Origin of the sequence: Janthinobacterium silvisoli, assembly GCF_014200725.1 — a bacterium.
Lineage (GTDB): Bacteria > Pseudomonadota > Gammaproteobacteria > Burkholderiales > Burkholderiaceae_D > Janthinobacterium.
The window spans coordinates 221,704-234,826 of the sequence record NZ_JACHCL010000004.1 but is presented as its reverse complement, the minus strand read 5'-3'; the positions used below and the strand labels follow the sequence as shown (position 1 = coordinate 234,826).

Genomic DNA, 13,123 nt, shown 5'->3' with positions numbered 1-13,123 from the left:
CACGACGATGGCATACTGAATAAAAAACAGGAGACAGCATGGCCAATATCAGCAGCTACACCAGCTTGCGAGGAAAAAATGTATTCATCACCGGTGGCGGCAGTGGCATAGGCGAAGCCCTGGTCGCCAATTTTGCCGCGCAGGGTGCGCGCGTGGCGTTTGTCGATATCGCCAGGGAAGCCAGCATCGCCCTGTGTGAACGCCTGCAGGCGGCTGGCTTGCCGGCGCCGCTATTTCGCCATTGCGATATCACCGACATCGCCGATCTGCAGCGCGTGATGGCGGAACTGGCGCAGGAACTGGGCGACTTCGATGTGCTGGTCAACAATGCCGCCAATGACCAGCGCCACCAGCTGGAAGACGTCACCGTCGATTACTGGAATGAGCGCGTGGCGATCAACCAGCGACCCATGTTTTTCACTTGCCAGTCGGTGCTGGCCGGGATGAAGCGCAAGGGCGGCGGCGCCATCATCAACCTCAGTTCGATTTCATGGCATATCAAGGGTGGAGGTTATCCCGCGTATGCGGCGTCGAAGGCGGCGGTGGTCGGCTTGACGCGCGGCCTGGCGCGTGACCTGGGCCAGCACAATATCCGCGTCAATACGGTCACGCCGGGCTGGGTCATGACGCAACGCCAGCTTGACCTGTGGGTAGACGAGGCGGCTGAAATCGAGATCGCCAGGAACCAGTGCCTGCCGGGCAAACTGATGCCCGACCATATCGCCGCCATGGTGCTGTTCCTGGCGGCGGACGATAGCGTTATGTGTACTGCCCAGGAGTTTATCGTGGATGCAGGCTGGAGCTAATTGATCAATAGATTTCCTTGGCAGCCACGCGGATTGCATCGAGCATCACCGTCGCACCTGGCGACAGCAAATGGCTGCGCCGCGTGATGATGCCAAAGGCATCCATGCGGCAGGGTAGTTCGATCGGCAGGATGCTGAGGATATTGAGCGACACGTAATAGCGCGCCACTTCGACCGGCATCACGTGCAGGCTGTCGGTGTGCTGCAAGAGGGCGGTGGTCAGCAGCAGGGCGGTGGTGTCGACCACGTTGACGGGCGGCGGCAAGCCGGCGCCACGGAACATCATTTCGCAGCGGTGGCGCAGCACGCTGCCTGGCGGCGGCAGGATCCACGCGGCGCCGGCGATCGCCTGCAAGTCCAGGCCGTGCGCGCTGGCCAACGGATGGCCGACCCGCGCCACTGCGCACACCGGTTCTGCGGCCAGTTCTTCGTATTGCAGGTCCGTATCGGGCTGTTCTTCGAGGATGCGGCCGACCATGAAGTCCAGGCTGCCGCGCCGCAAGCGTTCCAGCAGGATGTTGCTCGTTTCCATCTGCACGCCTATGCGCAGCAGGGGCGCGTTTTCCTTGACGCGGGAAATCGCACGCGGCATCAGCGACATGCTGGGCGCCATGATGATGCCAACATCGACCTGCCCGGACAGGCCCGCTTTCAGCGCCACGATATCTTCATGCGCCAGTGACAAACTGGTCAGTGCCATGCGCGCATGGCGGATCATGGTTTCGCCATAAATGGTCGGCCGCATGCCGCGTGGCAAACGGTCGAACAGCTCGACATCGAGCATGTCTTCCAGGTCTTTCAGCTGCTTGGACGCGGCTGGCTGCGTCATGTTCAGCTCTTCGGCGGCGCGGTGGATATTGCGTTGCTCATCGAGCGCGATGAGCAGCAAGAGTTGCCGCGTTTTCAGGCGGGCCTTTAAAAACCAGTTCGGGTTGGGCGTATCCATGCCACAAATAGTAGCAGAAGCCCATATCAAAATCGATATCGAAATCCATGAATAATTGATTGGTAAGATATTAGTCGCCCCTTTACCATGAGACTTCTTGCTCCTTTGATAGCTGTTTTCTGGCCTGCTGCCAACTTTCAATACTGATTTTTAATACTGATTTTCAACACCTACACTCATGCATATCGTCACCATCGATGCCGGCACCACCAATACCCGCAGTGCTCTGTGGAGCCATGGCAAGCAGGTGGCCCAGGTTCAGGTTGAAGTGGGCGTGCGCGACAACGCCATCGCTGGCAATAAATACGCATTGAAGCAGGCGGTGCGCGACACCATCGCCGGTGCGCTGGCGCAAGCCGGTGTCGAGCCAGCGGAGGTGAGCCTGGCGCTGGCGTCCGGCATGATCACCTCTGCCCTGGGTTTGCTGGAAGTGCCGCATGCGCCGGCGCCGGCGGGCATCGAACAACTGGCGCATGGCATGGTGCAACTGCAGATGCCGGAAGTGTTTTTACAGCCGCTGTGGCTGGTGCCCGGCGTGCGCAACCAGACCGGCAGCGTCGGCTTGCACAATGTCGAAGCGATGGACATGATGCGCGGCGAGGAAAGCGAAGTGATAGGCCTGCTGGACCGTTTGCAATTGACGGGCCGCGCCATGCTGATCATGCCCGGTTCGCATACCAAACTGGTCAGCGTGGACGAGCAAGGCCGCATCGCCGGCTGCGCCACCACCGTGGCGGGCGAACTGCTGCAGGCGATCACCCAGCACACCCTGATCAGCCAGACCCTGGAAGCGGGCTTCGCGCACGAGCTGGTGCCGCAGATGGTGCTCGCTGGCGCCGCTGCCGCGCAAAAGACGGGGCTGGCGCGCGCCTGTTTCAGCGTGCGCACCCTGGGCCAGTTCACCGATGTCGAACGCAATGAGCGCGCCAATTTCCTGCTCGGCGCAGTGCTCAGCGGCGACTTGCTGGCATTGAAAAACAGCAGCGCGATCCAGATGCGGCCCGACACCAGCATCGTCATCACCGGCAAGCCCATGCTGCGCCAGGCACTGGCCCTGCTGATCGAAGAAAACGGTTTTTTCTATGGCAAGCGCATCGTCGTCAGCGACGAACAGCAAGCCGGCATGGCTGGCCACGGCGCGATGCTGATCGCCCGTGAGCGCGGCCTGCTTCCTCCACTCAAAAATACAGAGACATCATGACCACAGCCAAACGCCCGCTCCGTTCGCACGCCTGGTTCGGCGGCGATGATAAAGACAGTTTTATCCACCGCAGCTGGATGAAGAACCAGGGTTATCCCAGTGATTCCTTCGATGGCCGGCCCGTGATCGGTATCTGCAATACCTGGTCGGAGCTGACGCCATGCAATGGCCACTTCCGCGAACTGGCCGAATTCGTCAAGCGCGGCGTACTGGAGGCGGGTGGCTTTCCTGTCGAATTTCCCGCCATGTCGCTCGGCGAATCGAATTTGCGGCCAACCGCCATGTTGTTCCGCAACCTGGCCAGCATGGATGTCGAAGAATCGATACGCGGCAATCCCATCGATGGCGTGGTGCTCTTGACCGGCTGTGACAAGACTACGCCAGCCTTGCTGATGGGCGCGGCCAGCGTCGATTTGCCCACCATCGTGCTTTCTGGCGGGCCTATGTTGAACGGTAATTACCGTGGCAAGCCGATAGGTTCCGGCACCGATGTCTGGAAGTTTTCAGAAGATGTGCGCGCTGGCCGCATGACACTGGACCAGTTCAAGCAAGCCGAATCGTGCATGTCACGTTCCACCGGCCATTGCATGACGATGGGTACGGCGTCCACTATGGCCAGCATGGTTGAAGCGCTGGGCGTGACCTTGCCTGGCAATGCGGCGATTCCGGCAGTCGATGCGCGGCGCAAGCTGCAGGCGCAACTGACGGGACGGCGCGTGGTCGGCATGGTACATGAGGATTTAAAACTGTCGCAGGTGCTGACCAAACAGGCGTTTGAAAACGCCATCATGGTCAATGGCGCCATAGGTGGTTCGACCAATGCAGTGGTGCATATGCTGGCGATTGCCGGGCGCATCGGCGTCGACCTGACCCTGGCCGACTGGGACCGGCTGGGGCGCGATGTACCGTGTTTGCTGAACCTGATGCCATCGGGAAAGTACCTGATGGAAGATTTTTATTACGCCGGTGGTTTGCCGGTGATCATGCGCGACTTGCTGGGCAAGCTGCATGGCGAGGCGCTGACCGTCACCGGTGCCAGCGTGGCGGTGAATGTGGCCGACGCTGAAAACCATAATCCCGATGTGATCACACCTTTGGCCCAGCCTTTCAAGGACGAGGGTGGTATCGCCGTCTTGCGCGGCAATCTGTCGCCGCGCGGTGCCATCATCAAGCCCTCTGCCGCCTCGCCGGAACTGATGCAGCATCGTGGCCGTGCGGTGGTATTCAGCAGCATCGAGCATTACAAGGAGCGCATCGATGATCCTGAGCTCGATATCGACGCCAGCTGTGTGATGGTGCTGCAAAACTGCGGCCCGAAAGGCTATCCCGGCATGGCTGAAGTGGGCAATATGGGCTTGCCGAAAAAACTGCTGGCGCTGGGCGTAAGCGACATGGTGCGCATCTCGGATGCGCGCATGAGCGGGACCGCCTATGGCACCGTAGTCTTGCACGTGGCGCCGGAAGCGGCGATGGGGGGGCCGCTGGCGCTGGTGCGCGATGGCGACATGATAGAACTCGATGTACATGGACGGCGCTTGCATCTCGATGTCAGCGATGAAGAGCTGGCACGCCGCAAGGAACAGTGGACGGCGCCGGAACCGGCCATGCGCGGTGGTTACCAGGCCATGTATATCAAACACGTGACGCAGGCCGACGAAGGTGTCGATCTCGATTTCCTGGTCGGTTGTCGTGGTTCGGCCGTGCCACGCGAATCGCATTGACAGCTGCACTGACATGCGGCACATGAAAACCCTAGAACTTTCGTAAAGAGAAATCCCATGTTAAAACACGCCATCTTCCAGGGTATCGTGCAGCGGCGCATGGTCGGCATCGTGCGTGCTGGCACGGCTGACATTGCGCTCGGCATTGCCGAAGCCTGTATCGCTGGCGGCATCACCGCGCTGGAAGTGGCGTTCACCACGCCGGGTACGCTGGACGTCATCAAGACGCTGCGCCAGCGCCATGGCGATGCGGTGATGCTGGGGGCTGGCACCGTGCTGGACCCGGAAACGGCGCGGCTGGCGATTTTGGCGGGCGCCCAGTTCATCATCTCACCGAGCGTCAATCTCGACACCATCCGTATGTGCCAGCGCTATCAGGTGCTGGCGATGCCGGGCGTAATGACGCCGACGGAAATCGTCACCGCGCTTGAAGCGGGCGCCGACATCATCAAGATCTTCCCGGCCGAGATGTTTGGACCAGCCTATATCAAGGCGCTCAGCGCCCCGCTGCCGCATGCACCGCTGATGCCGACTGGCGGCGTGACCGTGGATAACCTGGGCGAGTGGTTTGCCAACGGCGCGCTGGCGGTCGGCATCGGCAGCAGCTTGAGCGGCCCAGGCGCCAGCGGCGATTTTTCAGCCGTCGAAGCAAGGGCCAAGGCCTTTGTCGCAGCGATGGAGAAGGTGCGCAGCAAGCAGCCATAATCTGCTACGCTTGCCAGGCAATGTCGCACGCTTTCAGAGTACATCATGTCCAACATCGCCCGCATTCTTCAAGACAGCCGCATCATCGCCATCGTCGGCATGTCTGACAAACCGGAACGCGCCAGCCACGAGGTGGCCGCCTACCTGATCGAACACGGTTACCGCGTGCTGCCCGTCAATCCTGCCCTGGCCGGCAAAGAGGTGCTGCGGCAGCGCGCCTATGCCAGCCTGGGCGAGGCCGCCGCCGCTGTCGCGCCGGCGCGTATCGATATCGTCGATTGCTTCCGCAAATCGGCCGACATCCTGCCCATCGCGCAGGAAGCCATCGCGATCAAGGCGGGCTGTCTGTGGCTGCAGCTGGATGTGATCAATGAAGCAGCAGCGGCGCTGGTCCGCGCGGCGGGGCTGGAGGTGGTGATGGACCACTGCACAAAAATCGAGCACCGCAAGCTGGCGGTGGCGGCATGAAGGCGCGCACCCTGTTCCGCGCCCATAAAGACTACCAGCTGGATGAAGATTTTGCGGGCAAGCGCTTGCTGGGCGCCGCCACCAAGGCTGGCAACAAGAAGCTGACATCGGCCCAGTGCAAGGCGCTGGACCGTGAGGAAACGGTGGCGCTGACGGCGCAGATCGCCGAGTATCAGAGCATGCTGTACGCGCAGCGCAAGAAGAAAGTGCTGCTGGTCTTGCAGGGCATGGATACCTCGGGCAAGGATGGCACGGTCAAGTCGATTTTCGCCAACATCAACCCGATGGGCATACGCGCCGTGGCCTTCAAGGGGCCAACCGATATCGAACTGGCGCACGATTACCTGTGGCGCGTGCACCAGCATGTGCCGGTCAAGGGCGAGATCGCCATCTTTAATCGCAGCCATTATGAAGATGTGCTGATCACGCGCGTGCAGGACATGATCGACAAACCGGAATGCCAGCGCCGTTATGGGCATATCCGCGATTTCGAGCGCATGCTGAGCGATACGGGTACCGTCATCCTGAAACTCTTTTTGCATATCTCGAAAGAGGAACAGCGCGAACGGCTGCAGGAACGGCTCGACGATCCCGACCGCCAATGGAAATTCGATCCCAACGATATCGCCCAGCGCAAGAAGTGGGACGCCTATCAGCACGCCTATCAAACGGCGATCCGCGAAACCGATGCCGACCACGCGCCATGGTATGTCGTGCCCTCCAATTCCAAGACCCAGCGCAACCTGGCGGTAGCGACCCTGCTGCTGGAAACCTTGCAAGGCATGAAGCTGGCGTATCCGCCGCCCGATGCAAAACTGTCATCGTTCAAGGTCGAATAGCCGTGGCGCAGGCCTGCAGGATCAGGTGTGCTGTGGCATAGTATCCCCCGTCGATATGTAAACAGACCGGAGATGTATATGCTGCAATTGAAAGATTCCTCCTTGCTGCGCCAGCAGGCTTATCTGAATGGCGCCTGGGTGGATGCCGACAGCGGCCAGACGTTTGACGTCACCAATCCTGCCACCGGCGAGACCATCGGCACTGTGCCCCTGATGGGCGCTGCCGAGACGCGCCGCGCGATTGACGCGGCGAATGCCGCCTGGCCAGCCTGGCGCAAGAAGAGCGCCAAGGAGCGTGCCGCCGTGCTGCGCCGCTGGTATGACCTGATCGTGGAAAACAGCGATGACCTGGCGCTGATCATGACGACAGAGCAGGGCAAGCCGCTGGCCGAAGCCAAGGGCGAAATCCAGTTCGGCTCGGCATTTATCGAATGGTTCGCCGAAGAAGCCAAGCGCATTGCGGGCGACACCTTGCAATCGCCATGGGCAGACCGCCGCATCATCGTCACCAAGGAGCCGATCGGTGTGTGCGCCGCCATCACGCCCTGGAATTTCCCGTCCGCGATGATCACCCGCAAAGTGGGTCCGGCCCTTGCCGCCGGCTGCCCGATGGTCTTGAAACCAGCTGAATCGACGCCGTTTTCCGCGCTGGCGCTGGCCGTGCTGGCCGAGCGCGCAGGCGTGCCGGCCGGTGTGTTCAGCATCGTTACCGGTGCGCCGAAAGAGATCGGCGGCGAGATGACCTCGAACCCCATCGTGCGTAAGCTCACGTTTACCGGCTCGACCCAGGTTGGCCGCCTGCTGATGGAACAATCGGCGCCGACCGTCAAGAAACTGTCGCTGGAACTGGGCGGCAACGCCGCCTTTATCGTGTTTGACGATGCCGACCTGGACGCCGCCATCGAAGGCGTGATGGCCTCGAAATACCGCAACGTGGGCCAGACCTGCATCTGCGCCAACCGTATCTATGTGCAAGACGGCGTATATGAGGCGTTCGCCGAAAAACTGGTGGCCGCCGTCGGCAAGCTGAAGGTCGGCAATGGTGCCGAAGCGGGCACCACGCAAGGCCCGCTGATCGACGACAAGGCCGTGCAAAAGGTGGAAGGTTATGTGGCCGATGCGCTGGCCAAGGGCGGCCGTTTGCTCGCTGGCGGCAAGCGCCATGCGCTGGGCCACAGCTTTTTCGAGCCGACCGTGATCGCCGACATGACCAACGACATGCGCGTGGCGACCGAAGAAATCTTTGGCCCGCTGGCGCCGCTGTTCCGTTTCAAGACCGACGATGAAGCCGTCGCCCTGGCCAACAACACGGAATTTGGCCTGGCCTCGTATTTCTATTCGCGCGATATCGGCCGTGTCTGGCGCGTGGCCGAAGGCCTGGAAACGGGCATGGTCGGCGTCAACACGGGTTTGATTTCCAACGAGGTCGCGCCCTTCGGCGGCGTCAAGCAATCGGGCCTGGGCCGCGAAGGGTCGATCTACGGGATGGATGACTATCTGGTCATCAAGTACATCTGCATGGGTGGTATCTGATTATTTCCTGGCTGTGCTTTTGACGGATAGCCGTGTGCCGCGCGCGGCAGCAAGGCGGTCAAGCATGCCCTTGACCGCCGCCATTTGCACGCTGCTCTTGGCATAGAAATTCGGCATCAGCTGGTTGTAGCTGGTGTAGCCCCAGAAGTCCCAGCAGCCTTTTGGATTGTAGGCGGGCGCCAGGCTGGCATTGGCTTGCGGATACAGCACGATGATCTTGTTGGTATCGGCCACTTCGTTATAGCCGGTATGGGCATAGAACAGATTGCCGATGGTTTCCGCGCCTTGCTGGCAGCCATGGAAGGCCACATGCACTTTGCAGCCTTGGCTATTGCATGCTTGCGGAACATAGGCGTAGGCGGTGCGGCTCATGCTCGACAGCGCACTATTAAATCCCTTGATGAAGCTGGCCTGATTGAAGGCGATGATCTTGCCGCTCAAGCTGGTGGCCGGGGGATTGAGCGGGCCATAGATTTGCGTCAGAATGTCCTTGGCCTGGTCAATATTGCAATTATTGATGTACGGTGATTCGGTCAGCGGGCAAGCCGTGTCTTGCTTGCTGTCGGTGATGATGGCGTGGCCGGCACCGACGCTGGTGACATAGCGGATCTGGCTGTCCGGCGTACCCGCCAATTGGTAAAAGGCGCGCGTCTGGTCGACCACGGCGGTGGTCACGGTGTTGTCCTGGGTGCCGCTGAAGAGATACACTTTTTGCCGCGCCAGGTTGCTGGTGGGGTCGATGTCGCCGGCGAGCGCGATATCTTGCGTGATTTTCCACAGGGTGCTCGATACCGGCGGCGACACATTGTTTGCGGCCGGATTCATGCAGGTGGTGGTGGCGTTGATCAGGAATGGCGTGTACAGGCCGATGCTGGGCGCGCCGGAACAATAAAACGGACCTCCGGCCACGATGCCCGCGCCGACCACCGTGCCGGAGTAGGCGACGGCAAACTGCGCCGCCATGAAGGCGCCCGAGGACAGGCCGGAAACGGACGTCTGGCTCAGGTCGGCCTGATAGGCGGGCAGGGCGATGACGTCGGCCTTGTTGGCCGCAGTCGCTTTTGTGGTGGCCGCTGTGGCTGGCAGGGGCAGTTGCGCCAGCAAGGCAAGGCTGATGGCCAGCAGGCAGGTGGTGCGTAGGGCAGCAGGGTAGTGCTTGGTCATGGGACTCTCCACGTGAGGGGTGAAAACAGGCTGAGGGTCGAGAATAATCAAAAAAACAATCCTTTAGGCAAGTATTGGACGCGGTTTGATGCCGCTCAAAGGGGCGCGGCGCCATGGTTGCGCCCCTTTGCCTGATACGCGTTGGCGGTGTTTGGCATAGAATGATTCTTTTGTTCTTTTACTCATGGTGCCCGCATGTCCAAGACCTTTGCCCAGCTGTTCGCTTTGACCGCCTTGTGCGCGGGCGCGACGATGACCCTCTCCTCTTCCGCCGCCCAGCCTGCAACGGCCGCGCCAGCAACTGCAGCCACGCCTGCTGTTGCTTGCCCTGCCATCCTCAAGCAGACCTTCAACCGTTTGCAGGATGAAGCGCCGCAAAACCTGTGCCAGTACGCGGGCAAGGTCGTGCTGGTGGTCAATACCGCCAGCTATTGCGGGTTCACGAATCAGTACGAAGGCCTGGAGGCGATGTACGCCAAGTACGGCAGCAAGGGCCTGGTGGTGCTGGGCTTCCCGTCGAACGACTTTGGCAAGCAGGAGCCGGGCAGCAGCAAGGAAATTGCTGATTTCTGCTACAACACCTATGGCGTGAAGTTCCCGATGTTTGCGAAATCGGTGGTGTCCGGCCCGAACCCGAACCCGCTGTACGCGGAATTGATCAAGCTGACCGGCAAGACCCCGGCCTGGAATTTCCACAAATACCTGATCGACCGTAATGGCAAGGTCGTGGAAAGTTTCCCCAGCAAGGTGACGCCGGACGACAAGAAACTGGTGGGCGCGGTGGAAAAAGCGCTGGCGATGTAAGCTGCCTGCGAACATAGTGAAGCAGGCCGCTGGCCTGCTTTTTTTATTTCATTGCCGTGCTTGTTGTATTGCTATTGCTGTCCTAAGCTGTCTGTTCTGCTTCTTAAAACAACAGTCGAGGAGATCAGCATGGCGTATGTCGATGGATTTGTTGTGCCCGTGCCAAAAGCTAAGCTTGACGCCTATCTGGCCATGTCGCGCACTTGCGGCGCCATCTGGCGCGAACTGGGCGCGCTGGAATTTCGCGAATGCGTGGGCGACGATGTCAAGCCGGGCAAGTGGACCTCGTTCCCGCAGGCGGTGGACTTGCAGGAGGGCGAAGTGGTGGTGTTTTCCTGGATCATCTACGAATCGCGCGCCAGCCGTGATGACATCAACGACAAGGTCATGAAAGATCCGCGCATGGCCGACATGATGGACCCGGCCAAGATGCCGTTTGACGGCAAGCGGATGATTTATGGTGGCTACGAGATGAAGATCGACGCCTAGATCAGCACGGCCGGCATCGCGCCGCGCAAGGCATTGCAGACGACGATCGCTTGCGCCCGATCCAGCATGGTGCGCGTGATGATGGTTTCCTGCGCATCCCAGGCCGGGTCGGCCAGCATGGCGGCGCGCTGCACGCCAGGCAGCAGGCCGCAAGACAGCGGCGGCGTATGCCAGCAGCCATCGAGCTTGACGAACACATTGCTGCGCCCGCCCTCGGTCAATTCATCGCGCTCATTAAAGAACAGCATATCGAAGCAGCCTTGTGCCTCGGCCGCGCGCCAGGCGGCGTCATAGCGCGTACGCACGCTGCTCTTGTGGCGCAGGAACAGGTCGTCCGCCGTCGTAGGCTCGCTTGCCAGCATGACTTTCACTGTTGCCGGCAACGGCAGCAGCGCACCGCTTTGCACCGTGAACTTGCCATCGTGGCGCAGCGCAAGGCGCAGGCGGAAGGGCGCATCATCAAGACGCGCCGCGCACGCCGCCTGCAGGGCGGCGCGGGCAGCGTTGGCGTCCCAGACGAAGCCGAAATAGGCGGCTGATGCGGCCAGGCGGACCAGATGGCGTTCCTGCTGGCGGCAGCCATCCTGGCGGCTGGCATACAGGGTTTCAAACAGTTCGAATTCATTGACCAGGCCCGTCAGGAAGCGCGCCTTGAGCTGGCATTCGGCGTATTCATCCAGTGCATCGCTGTCGTAGACGATGCCCGCGCCCACGCCCATTTCGCCGCGTTGCACACCGTCTGCGCCAGGCGGCTGCAGGGCCAGGGTGCGGATCGGCACCGACATGCAAAAGTCGCCTACCTGGCCAGCAACGATGGGTGGATCGAACCAGCCGATGGCGCCCGTGTACACGCCGCGCGGCGCCGGTTCCAGTTCGGCGATGATTTCCATGGTGCGCCGTTTCGGCGCGCCCGTGATCGAGCCGCACGGATACAGGGCCTGGAAGATGTCCGCCAGGCTGGCGCCGCCGCGCAGGCGGGCTTGCACGGTGGACGTCATTTGCAGCACGCTGCTGTAGCGTTTGACCTCGAACAGGGCCGGCACGTGTACCGTACCGGTGGCGGCGATGCGGCCGATATCGTTGCGCAGCAGGTCGACGATCATCAGGTTTTCGGCGCGGTTCTTCGGGTCCAGCGACAGTGCTTGCGCGCGGCGCGCGTTTTCTTCCATCTGTTCGGCTGCTGCGGCCGGCGCCGTGCCCTTCATGGGCCGCGCCGTCAATTCGCCCTGCACATGGCGCACGAACAGTTCGGGTGACAGCGACAGCAGCGCGCCGCCATCAGGCAGCAGCACCAGCGCGCCATACGGCACCGGCTGTCGCGCGCGCAGCCGGGCATACAGGGCCAGGGGCGAGCCGAATGCATCGAAGCGCAAGCGGTAGGTGTAATTGACCTGATACGTGTCGCCAGCGGCGATATAGTCGTGGATGCGTGCCAGCGCGCGCGTAAATTCAGCCTGGCCGACATTGGCAGTGATAGCGGCGATACCGGCCGGCGTATCTGTACTTGGTGCGCGCTCTGCCAGCCACTGCGCCACCTCGTCCTGCGACAGCTGCTGGCAGTGTTCAAACACCAGTATCTGCGCCAGGGGAGGGGCATCAGCTACAGCAGCGCGCGGCGGCATGTCCAGCAGGTGCGCCCCCAGTTCATAGCTGCAAACGCTGACGGCGTACTCGCCACGCGCCAGGGCTGCCTGCATCGCCTCGAGCAGCGCCGGCCACTCGCTGGCCTCTTCACACCGCAGCACTTCCACCAGGCCCGTGTAGAGGCGCGAGCCGGCGCCGGGGGCGCTGGCGTCATCGAGCAGGGCGAAACAATCGGGATGCATGCGAACAGCCAGAGAGAGGGATCAGCCCAGCAGCATGGCGATTTGCAGCGCCGCTTCCTGGGAAGGCTGGATCTTGAAGCCGCTCTTGGCGTAGCGGTGCCAGCGTCCGATGACGAAGCTGACCATCATGGTGGCGCGCGCCGCCACTTCGCTTTCCTTGCCATGGCCTTCGGCGGCAGCCACGCGCAAGGACTGCTTGAGCGCCAGTTCCACGCGGTCGTAAAACTGGTTCATGCGCACTTGCAGTCGTTCGTCTTCATTGACCAGCGCATCGCCGATCAGCACGCGCGTCATGCCCGGATTGCTGGTGGCGAAATTGAGCAGCATGCCGACGATATCGCGCGTTTGCGTCATGCCGTCGCTATGCTTTTCTGCGATCTGGTTGATCAGTCCAAACACGCTCGATTCGATGAATTCGATCAGCCCTTCGAACATTTGCGCCTTGCTGGCGAAATGACGGTACAGGGCCGCTTCCGACACGGCCAGTCTGGCGGCCAGTGCGGCTGTGGTGATCTTTTCGCCTTTCGGCTGCTCCAGCATTGCGGCGAGGGCCTGAAGAATTTGTAGCCTGCGTTGGCCCGGCGGTGTACTTGCCATGTTTTCTCTTGTAGTTAAAAAAAA

13 protein-coding genes are annotated in these 13,123 nt (G+C 61.2%); 9 read left to right on the top strand and 4 right to left on the bottom strand.

All coding sequences use genetic code 11. The annotated features are described in order from the left end of the window. Positions 1-38 precede the first annotated feature (38 nt). Positions 39-806, top strand: a complete 768-nt coding sequence (locus tag HDE75_RS20105) for an SDR family NAD(P)-dependent oxidoreductase (protein WP_183679493.1) — start codon at positions 39-41, stop codon at positions 804-806. Between the two features lie 4 nt (positions 807-810). Here the strand turns inward: HDE75_RS20105 and HDE75_RS20100 are convergent, their stop codons facing one another. Continuing rightward, positions 811-1,752 carry a LysR family transcriptional regulator gene (locus HDE75_RS20100; RefSeq protein ID WP_183679495.1) on the bottom strand — a complete coding sequence of 314 codons (942 nt, stop codon included), beginning with the start codon at positions 1,750-1,752 and terminating at the stop codon, positions 811-813. Between the two features lie 178 nt (positions 1,753-1,930). Between HDE75_RS20100 and HDE75_RS20095 the strand changes: the two genes are divergently transcribed. The 6 genes from HDE75_RS20095 to HDE75_RS20070 all read left to right on the top strand — a co-directional run bounded on the left by HDE75_RS20095 (position 1,931) and on the right by HDE75_RS20070 (position 8,219). Then, entirely contained in the window at positions 1,931-2,953 is a 1,023-nt protein-coding gene (locus HDE75_RS20095) for a 2-dehydro-3-deoxygalactonokinase (protein ID WP_183679497.1), read from the top strand. Then, a complete protein-coding gene (gene araD, locus HDE75_RS20090; RefSeq protein ID WP_183679499.1) occupies positions 2,950-4,674 on the top strand; it encodes an L-arabinonate dehydratase in 1,725 nt (574 codons plus the stop codon). The genes HDE75_RS20095 and araD overlap by 4 nt, the downstream gene beginning before the upstream one ends. Before the next feature lie 57 nt (positions 4,675-4,731). Further along, positions 4,732-5,379, top strand: a complete 648-nt coding sequence (locus tag HDE75_RS20085) for a bifunctional 2-keto-4-hydroxyglutarate aldolase/2-keto-3-deoxy-6-phosphogluconate aldolase (protein ID WP_183679501.1) — start codon at positions 4,732-4,734, stop codon at positions 5,377-5,379. A gap of 45 nt (positions 5,380-5,424) precedes the next feature. Next, a complete protein-coding gene (locus HDE75_RS20080; RefSeq protein WP_183679503.1) occupies positions 5,425-5,847 on the top strand; it encodes a CoA-binding protein in 423 nt (140 codons plus the stop codon). Next, positions 5,844-6,686 (top strand): PPK2 family polyphosphate kinase, encoded by an 843-nt coding sequence (locus tag HDE75_RS20075; RefSeq protein ID WP_183679505.1) that lies wholly within the window; start codon positions 5,844-5,846, stop codon positions 6,684-6,686. The genes HDE75_RS20080 and HDE75_RS20075 overlap by 4 nt, the downstream gene beginning before the upstream one ends. Positions 6,687-6,764: 78 nt before the next feature. Next, positions 6,765-8,219, top strand: a complete 1,455-nt coding sequence (locus HDE75_RS20070; RefSeq protein WP_183679507.1) for an NAD-dependent succinate-semialdehyde dehydrogenase — start codon at positions 6,765-6,767, stop codon at positions 8,217-8,219. Here HDE75_RS20070 and HDE75_RS20065 read toward each other — a convergent pair whose 3' ends face one another. Beyond that, positions 8,220-9,383 carry an extracellular catalytic domain type 2 short-chain-length polyhydroxyalkanoate depolymerase gene (locus tag HDE75_RS20065; protein ID WP_183679509.1) on the bottom strand — a complete coding sequence of 388 codons (1,164 nt, stop codon included), beginning with the start codon at positions 9,381-9,383 and terminating at the stop codon, positions 8,220-8,222. A gap of 195 nt (positions 9,384-9,578) precedes the next feature. Between HDE75_RS20065 and HDE75_RS20060 the strand changes: the two genes are divergently transcribed. Further along, positions 9,579-10,187: a glutathione peroxidase gene (locus HDE75_RS20060; protein WP_183679511.1), complete on the top strand. Its 609-nt coding sequence runs from the start codon at positions 9,579-9,581 to the stop codon at positions 10,185-10,187. A 129-nt stretch (positions 10,188-10,316) separates the two neighbouring features. Beyond that, positions 10,317-10,676, top strand: coding sequence for a DUF1428 domain-containing protein (locus HDE75_RS20055; RefSeq protein WP_183679513.1), 360 nt, complete (start codon positions 10,317-10,319; stop codon positions 10,674-10,676). On the opposite strand, the gene pabB is transcribed toward HDE75_RS20055, so the two are convergent. Continuing rightward, positions 10,673-12,502, bottom strand: a complete 1,830-nt coding sequence (gene pabB, locus HDE75_RS20050) for an aminodeoxychorismate synthase component I (protein ID WP_183679515.1) — start codon at positions 12,500-12,502, stop codon at positions 10,673-10,675. The genes HDE75_RS20055 and pabB overlap by 4 nt on opposite strands. A gap of 21 nt (positions 12,503-12,523) precedes the next feature. Beyond that, on the bottom strand, positions 12,524-13,099 hold the full coding sequence (gene slmA, locus HDE75_RS20045; RefSeq protein WP_183679517.1) for a nucleoid occlusion factor SlmA: 576 nt from the start codon (positions 13,097-13,099) through the stop codon (positions 12,524-12,526). Between the last annotated feature and the right edge of the window lie 24 nt (positions 13,100-13,123).

What these genes read in the sequence shown, in the direction of transcription:
- HDE75_RS20065 (WP_183679509.1), bottom strand. Translation starts at nt 9,383, where the DNA reads ATGACCAAGCACTACCCTGCTGCCCTACGCACCACCTGCCTGCTGGCC.
- HDE75_RS20075 (WP_183679505.1), top strand. Translation starts at nt 5,844, where the DNA reads ATGAAGGCGCGCACCCTGTTCCGCGCCCATAAAGACTACCAGCTGGAT.
- HDE75_RS20060 (WP_183679511.1), top strand. Translation starts at nt 9,579, where the DNA reads ATGTCCAAGACCTTTGCCCAGCTGTTCGCTTTGACCGCCTTGTGCGCG.
- pabB (WP_183679515.1), bottom strand. Translation starts at nt 12,502, where the DNA reads ATGCATCCCGATTGTTTCGCCCTGCTCGATGACGCCAGCGCCCCCGGC.
- HDE75_RS20095 (WP_183679497.1), top strand. Translation starts at nt 1,931, where the DNA reads ATGCATATCGTCACCATCGATGCCGGCACCACCAATACCCGCAGTGCT.
- HDE75_RS20100 (WP_183679495.1), bottom strand. Translation starts at nt 1,752, where the DNA reads ATGGATACGCCCAACCCGAACTGGTTTTTAAAGGCCCGCCTGAAAACG.
- HDE75_RS20105 (WP_183679493.1), top strand. Translation starts at nt 39, where the DNA reads ATGGCCAATATCAGCAGCTACACCAGCTTGCGAGGAAAAAATGTATTC.
- slmA (WP_183679517.1), bottom strand. Translation starts at nt 13,099, where the DNA reads ATGGCAAGTACACCGCCGGGCCAACGCAGGCTACAAATTCTTCAGGCC.
- HDE75_RS20080 (WP_183679503.1), top strand. Translation starts at nt 5,425, where the DNA reads ATGTCCAACATCGCCCGCATTCTTCAAGACAGCCGCATCATCGCCATC.
- araD (WP_183679499.1), top strand. Translation starts at nt 2,950, where the DNA reads ATGACCACAGCCAAACGCCCGCTCCGTTCGCACGCCTGGTTCGGCGGC.
- HDE75_RS20070 (WP_183679507.1), top strand. Translation starts at nt 6,765, where the DNA reads ATGCTGCAATTGAAAGATTCCTCCTTGCTGCGCCAGCAGGCTTATCTG.
- HDE75_RS20085 (WP_183679501.1), top strand. Translation starts at nt 4,732, where the DNA reads ATGTTAAAACACGCCATCTTCCAGGGTATCGTGCAGCGGCGCATGGTC.
- HDE75_RS20055 (WP_183679513.1), top strand. Translation starts at nt 10,317, where the DNA reads ATGGCGTATGTCGATGGATTTGTTGTGCCCGTGCCAAAAGCTAAGCTT.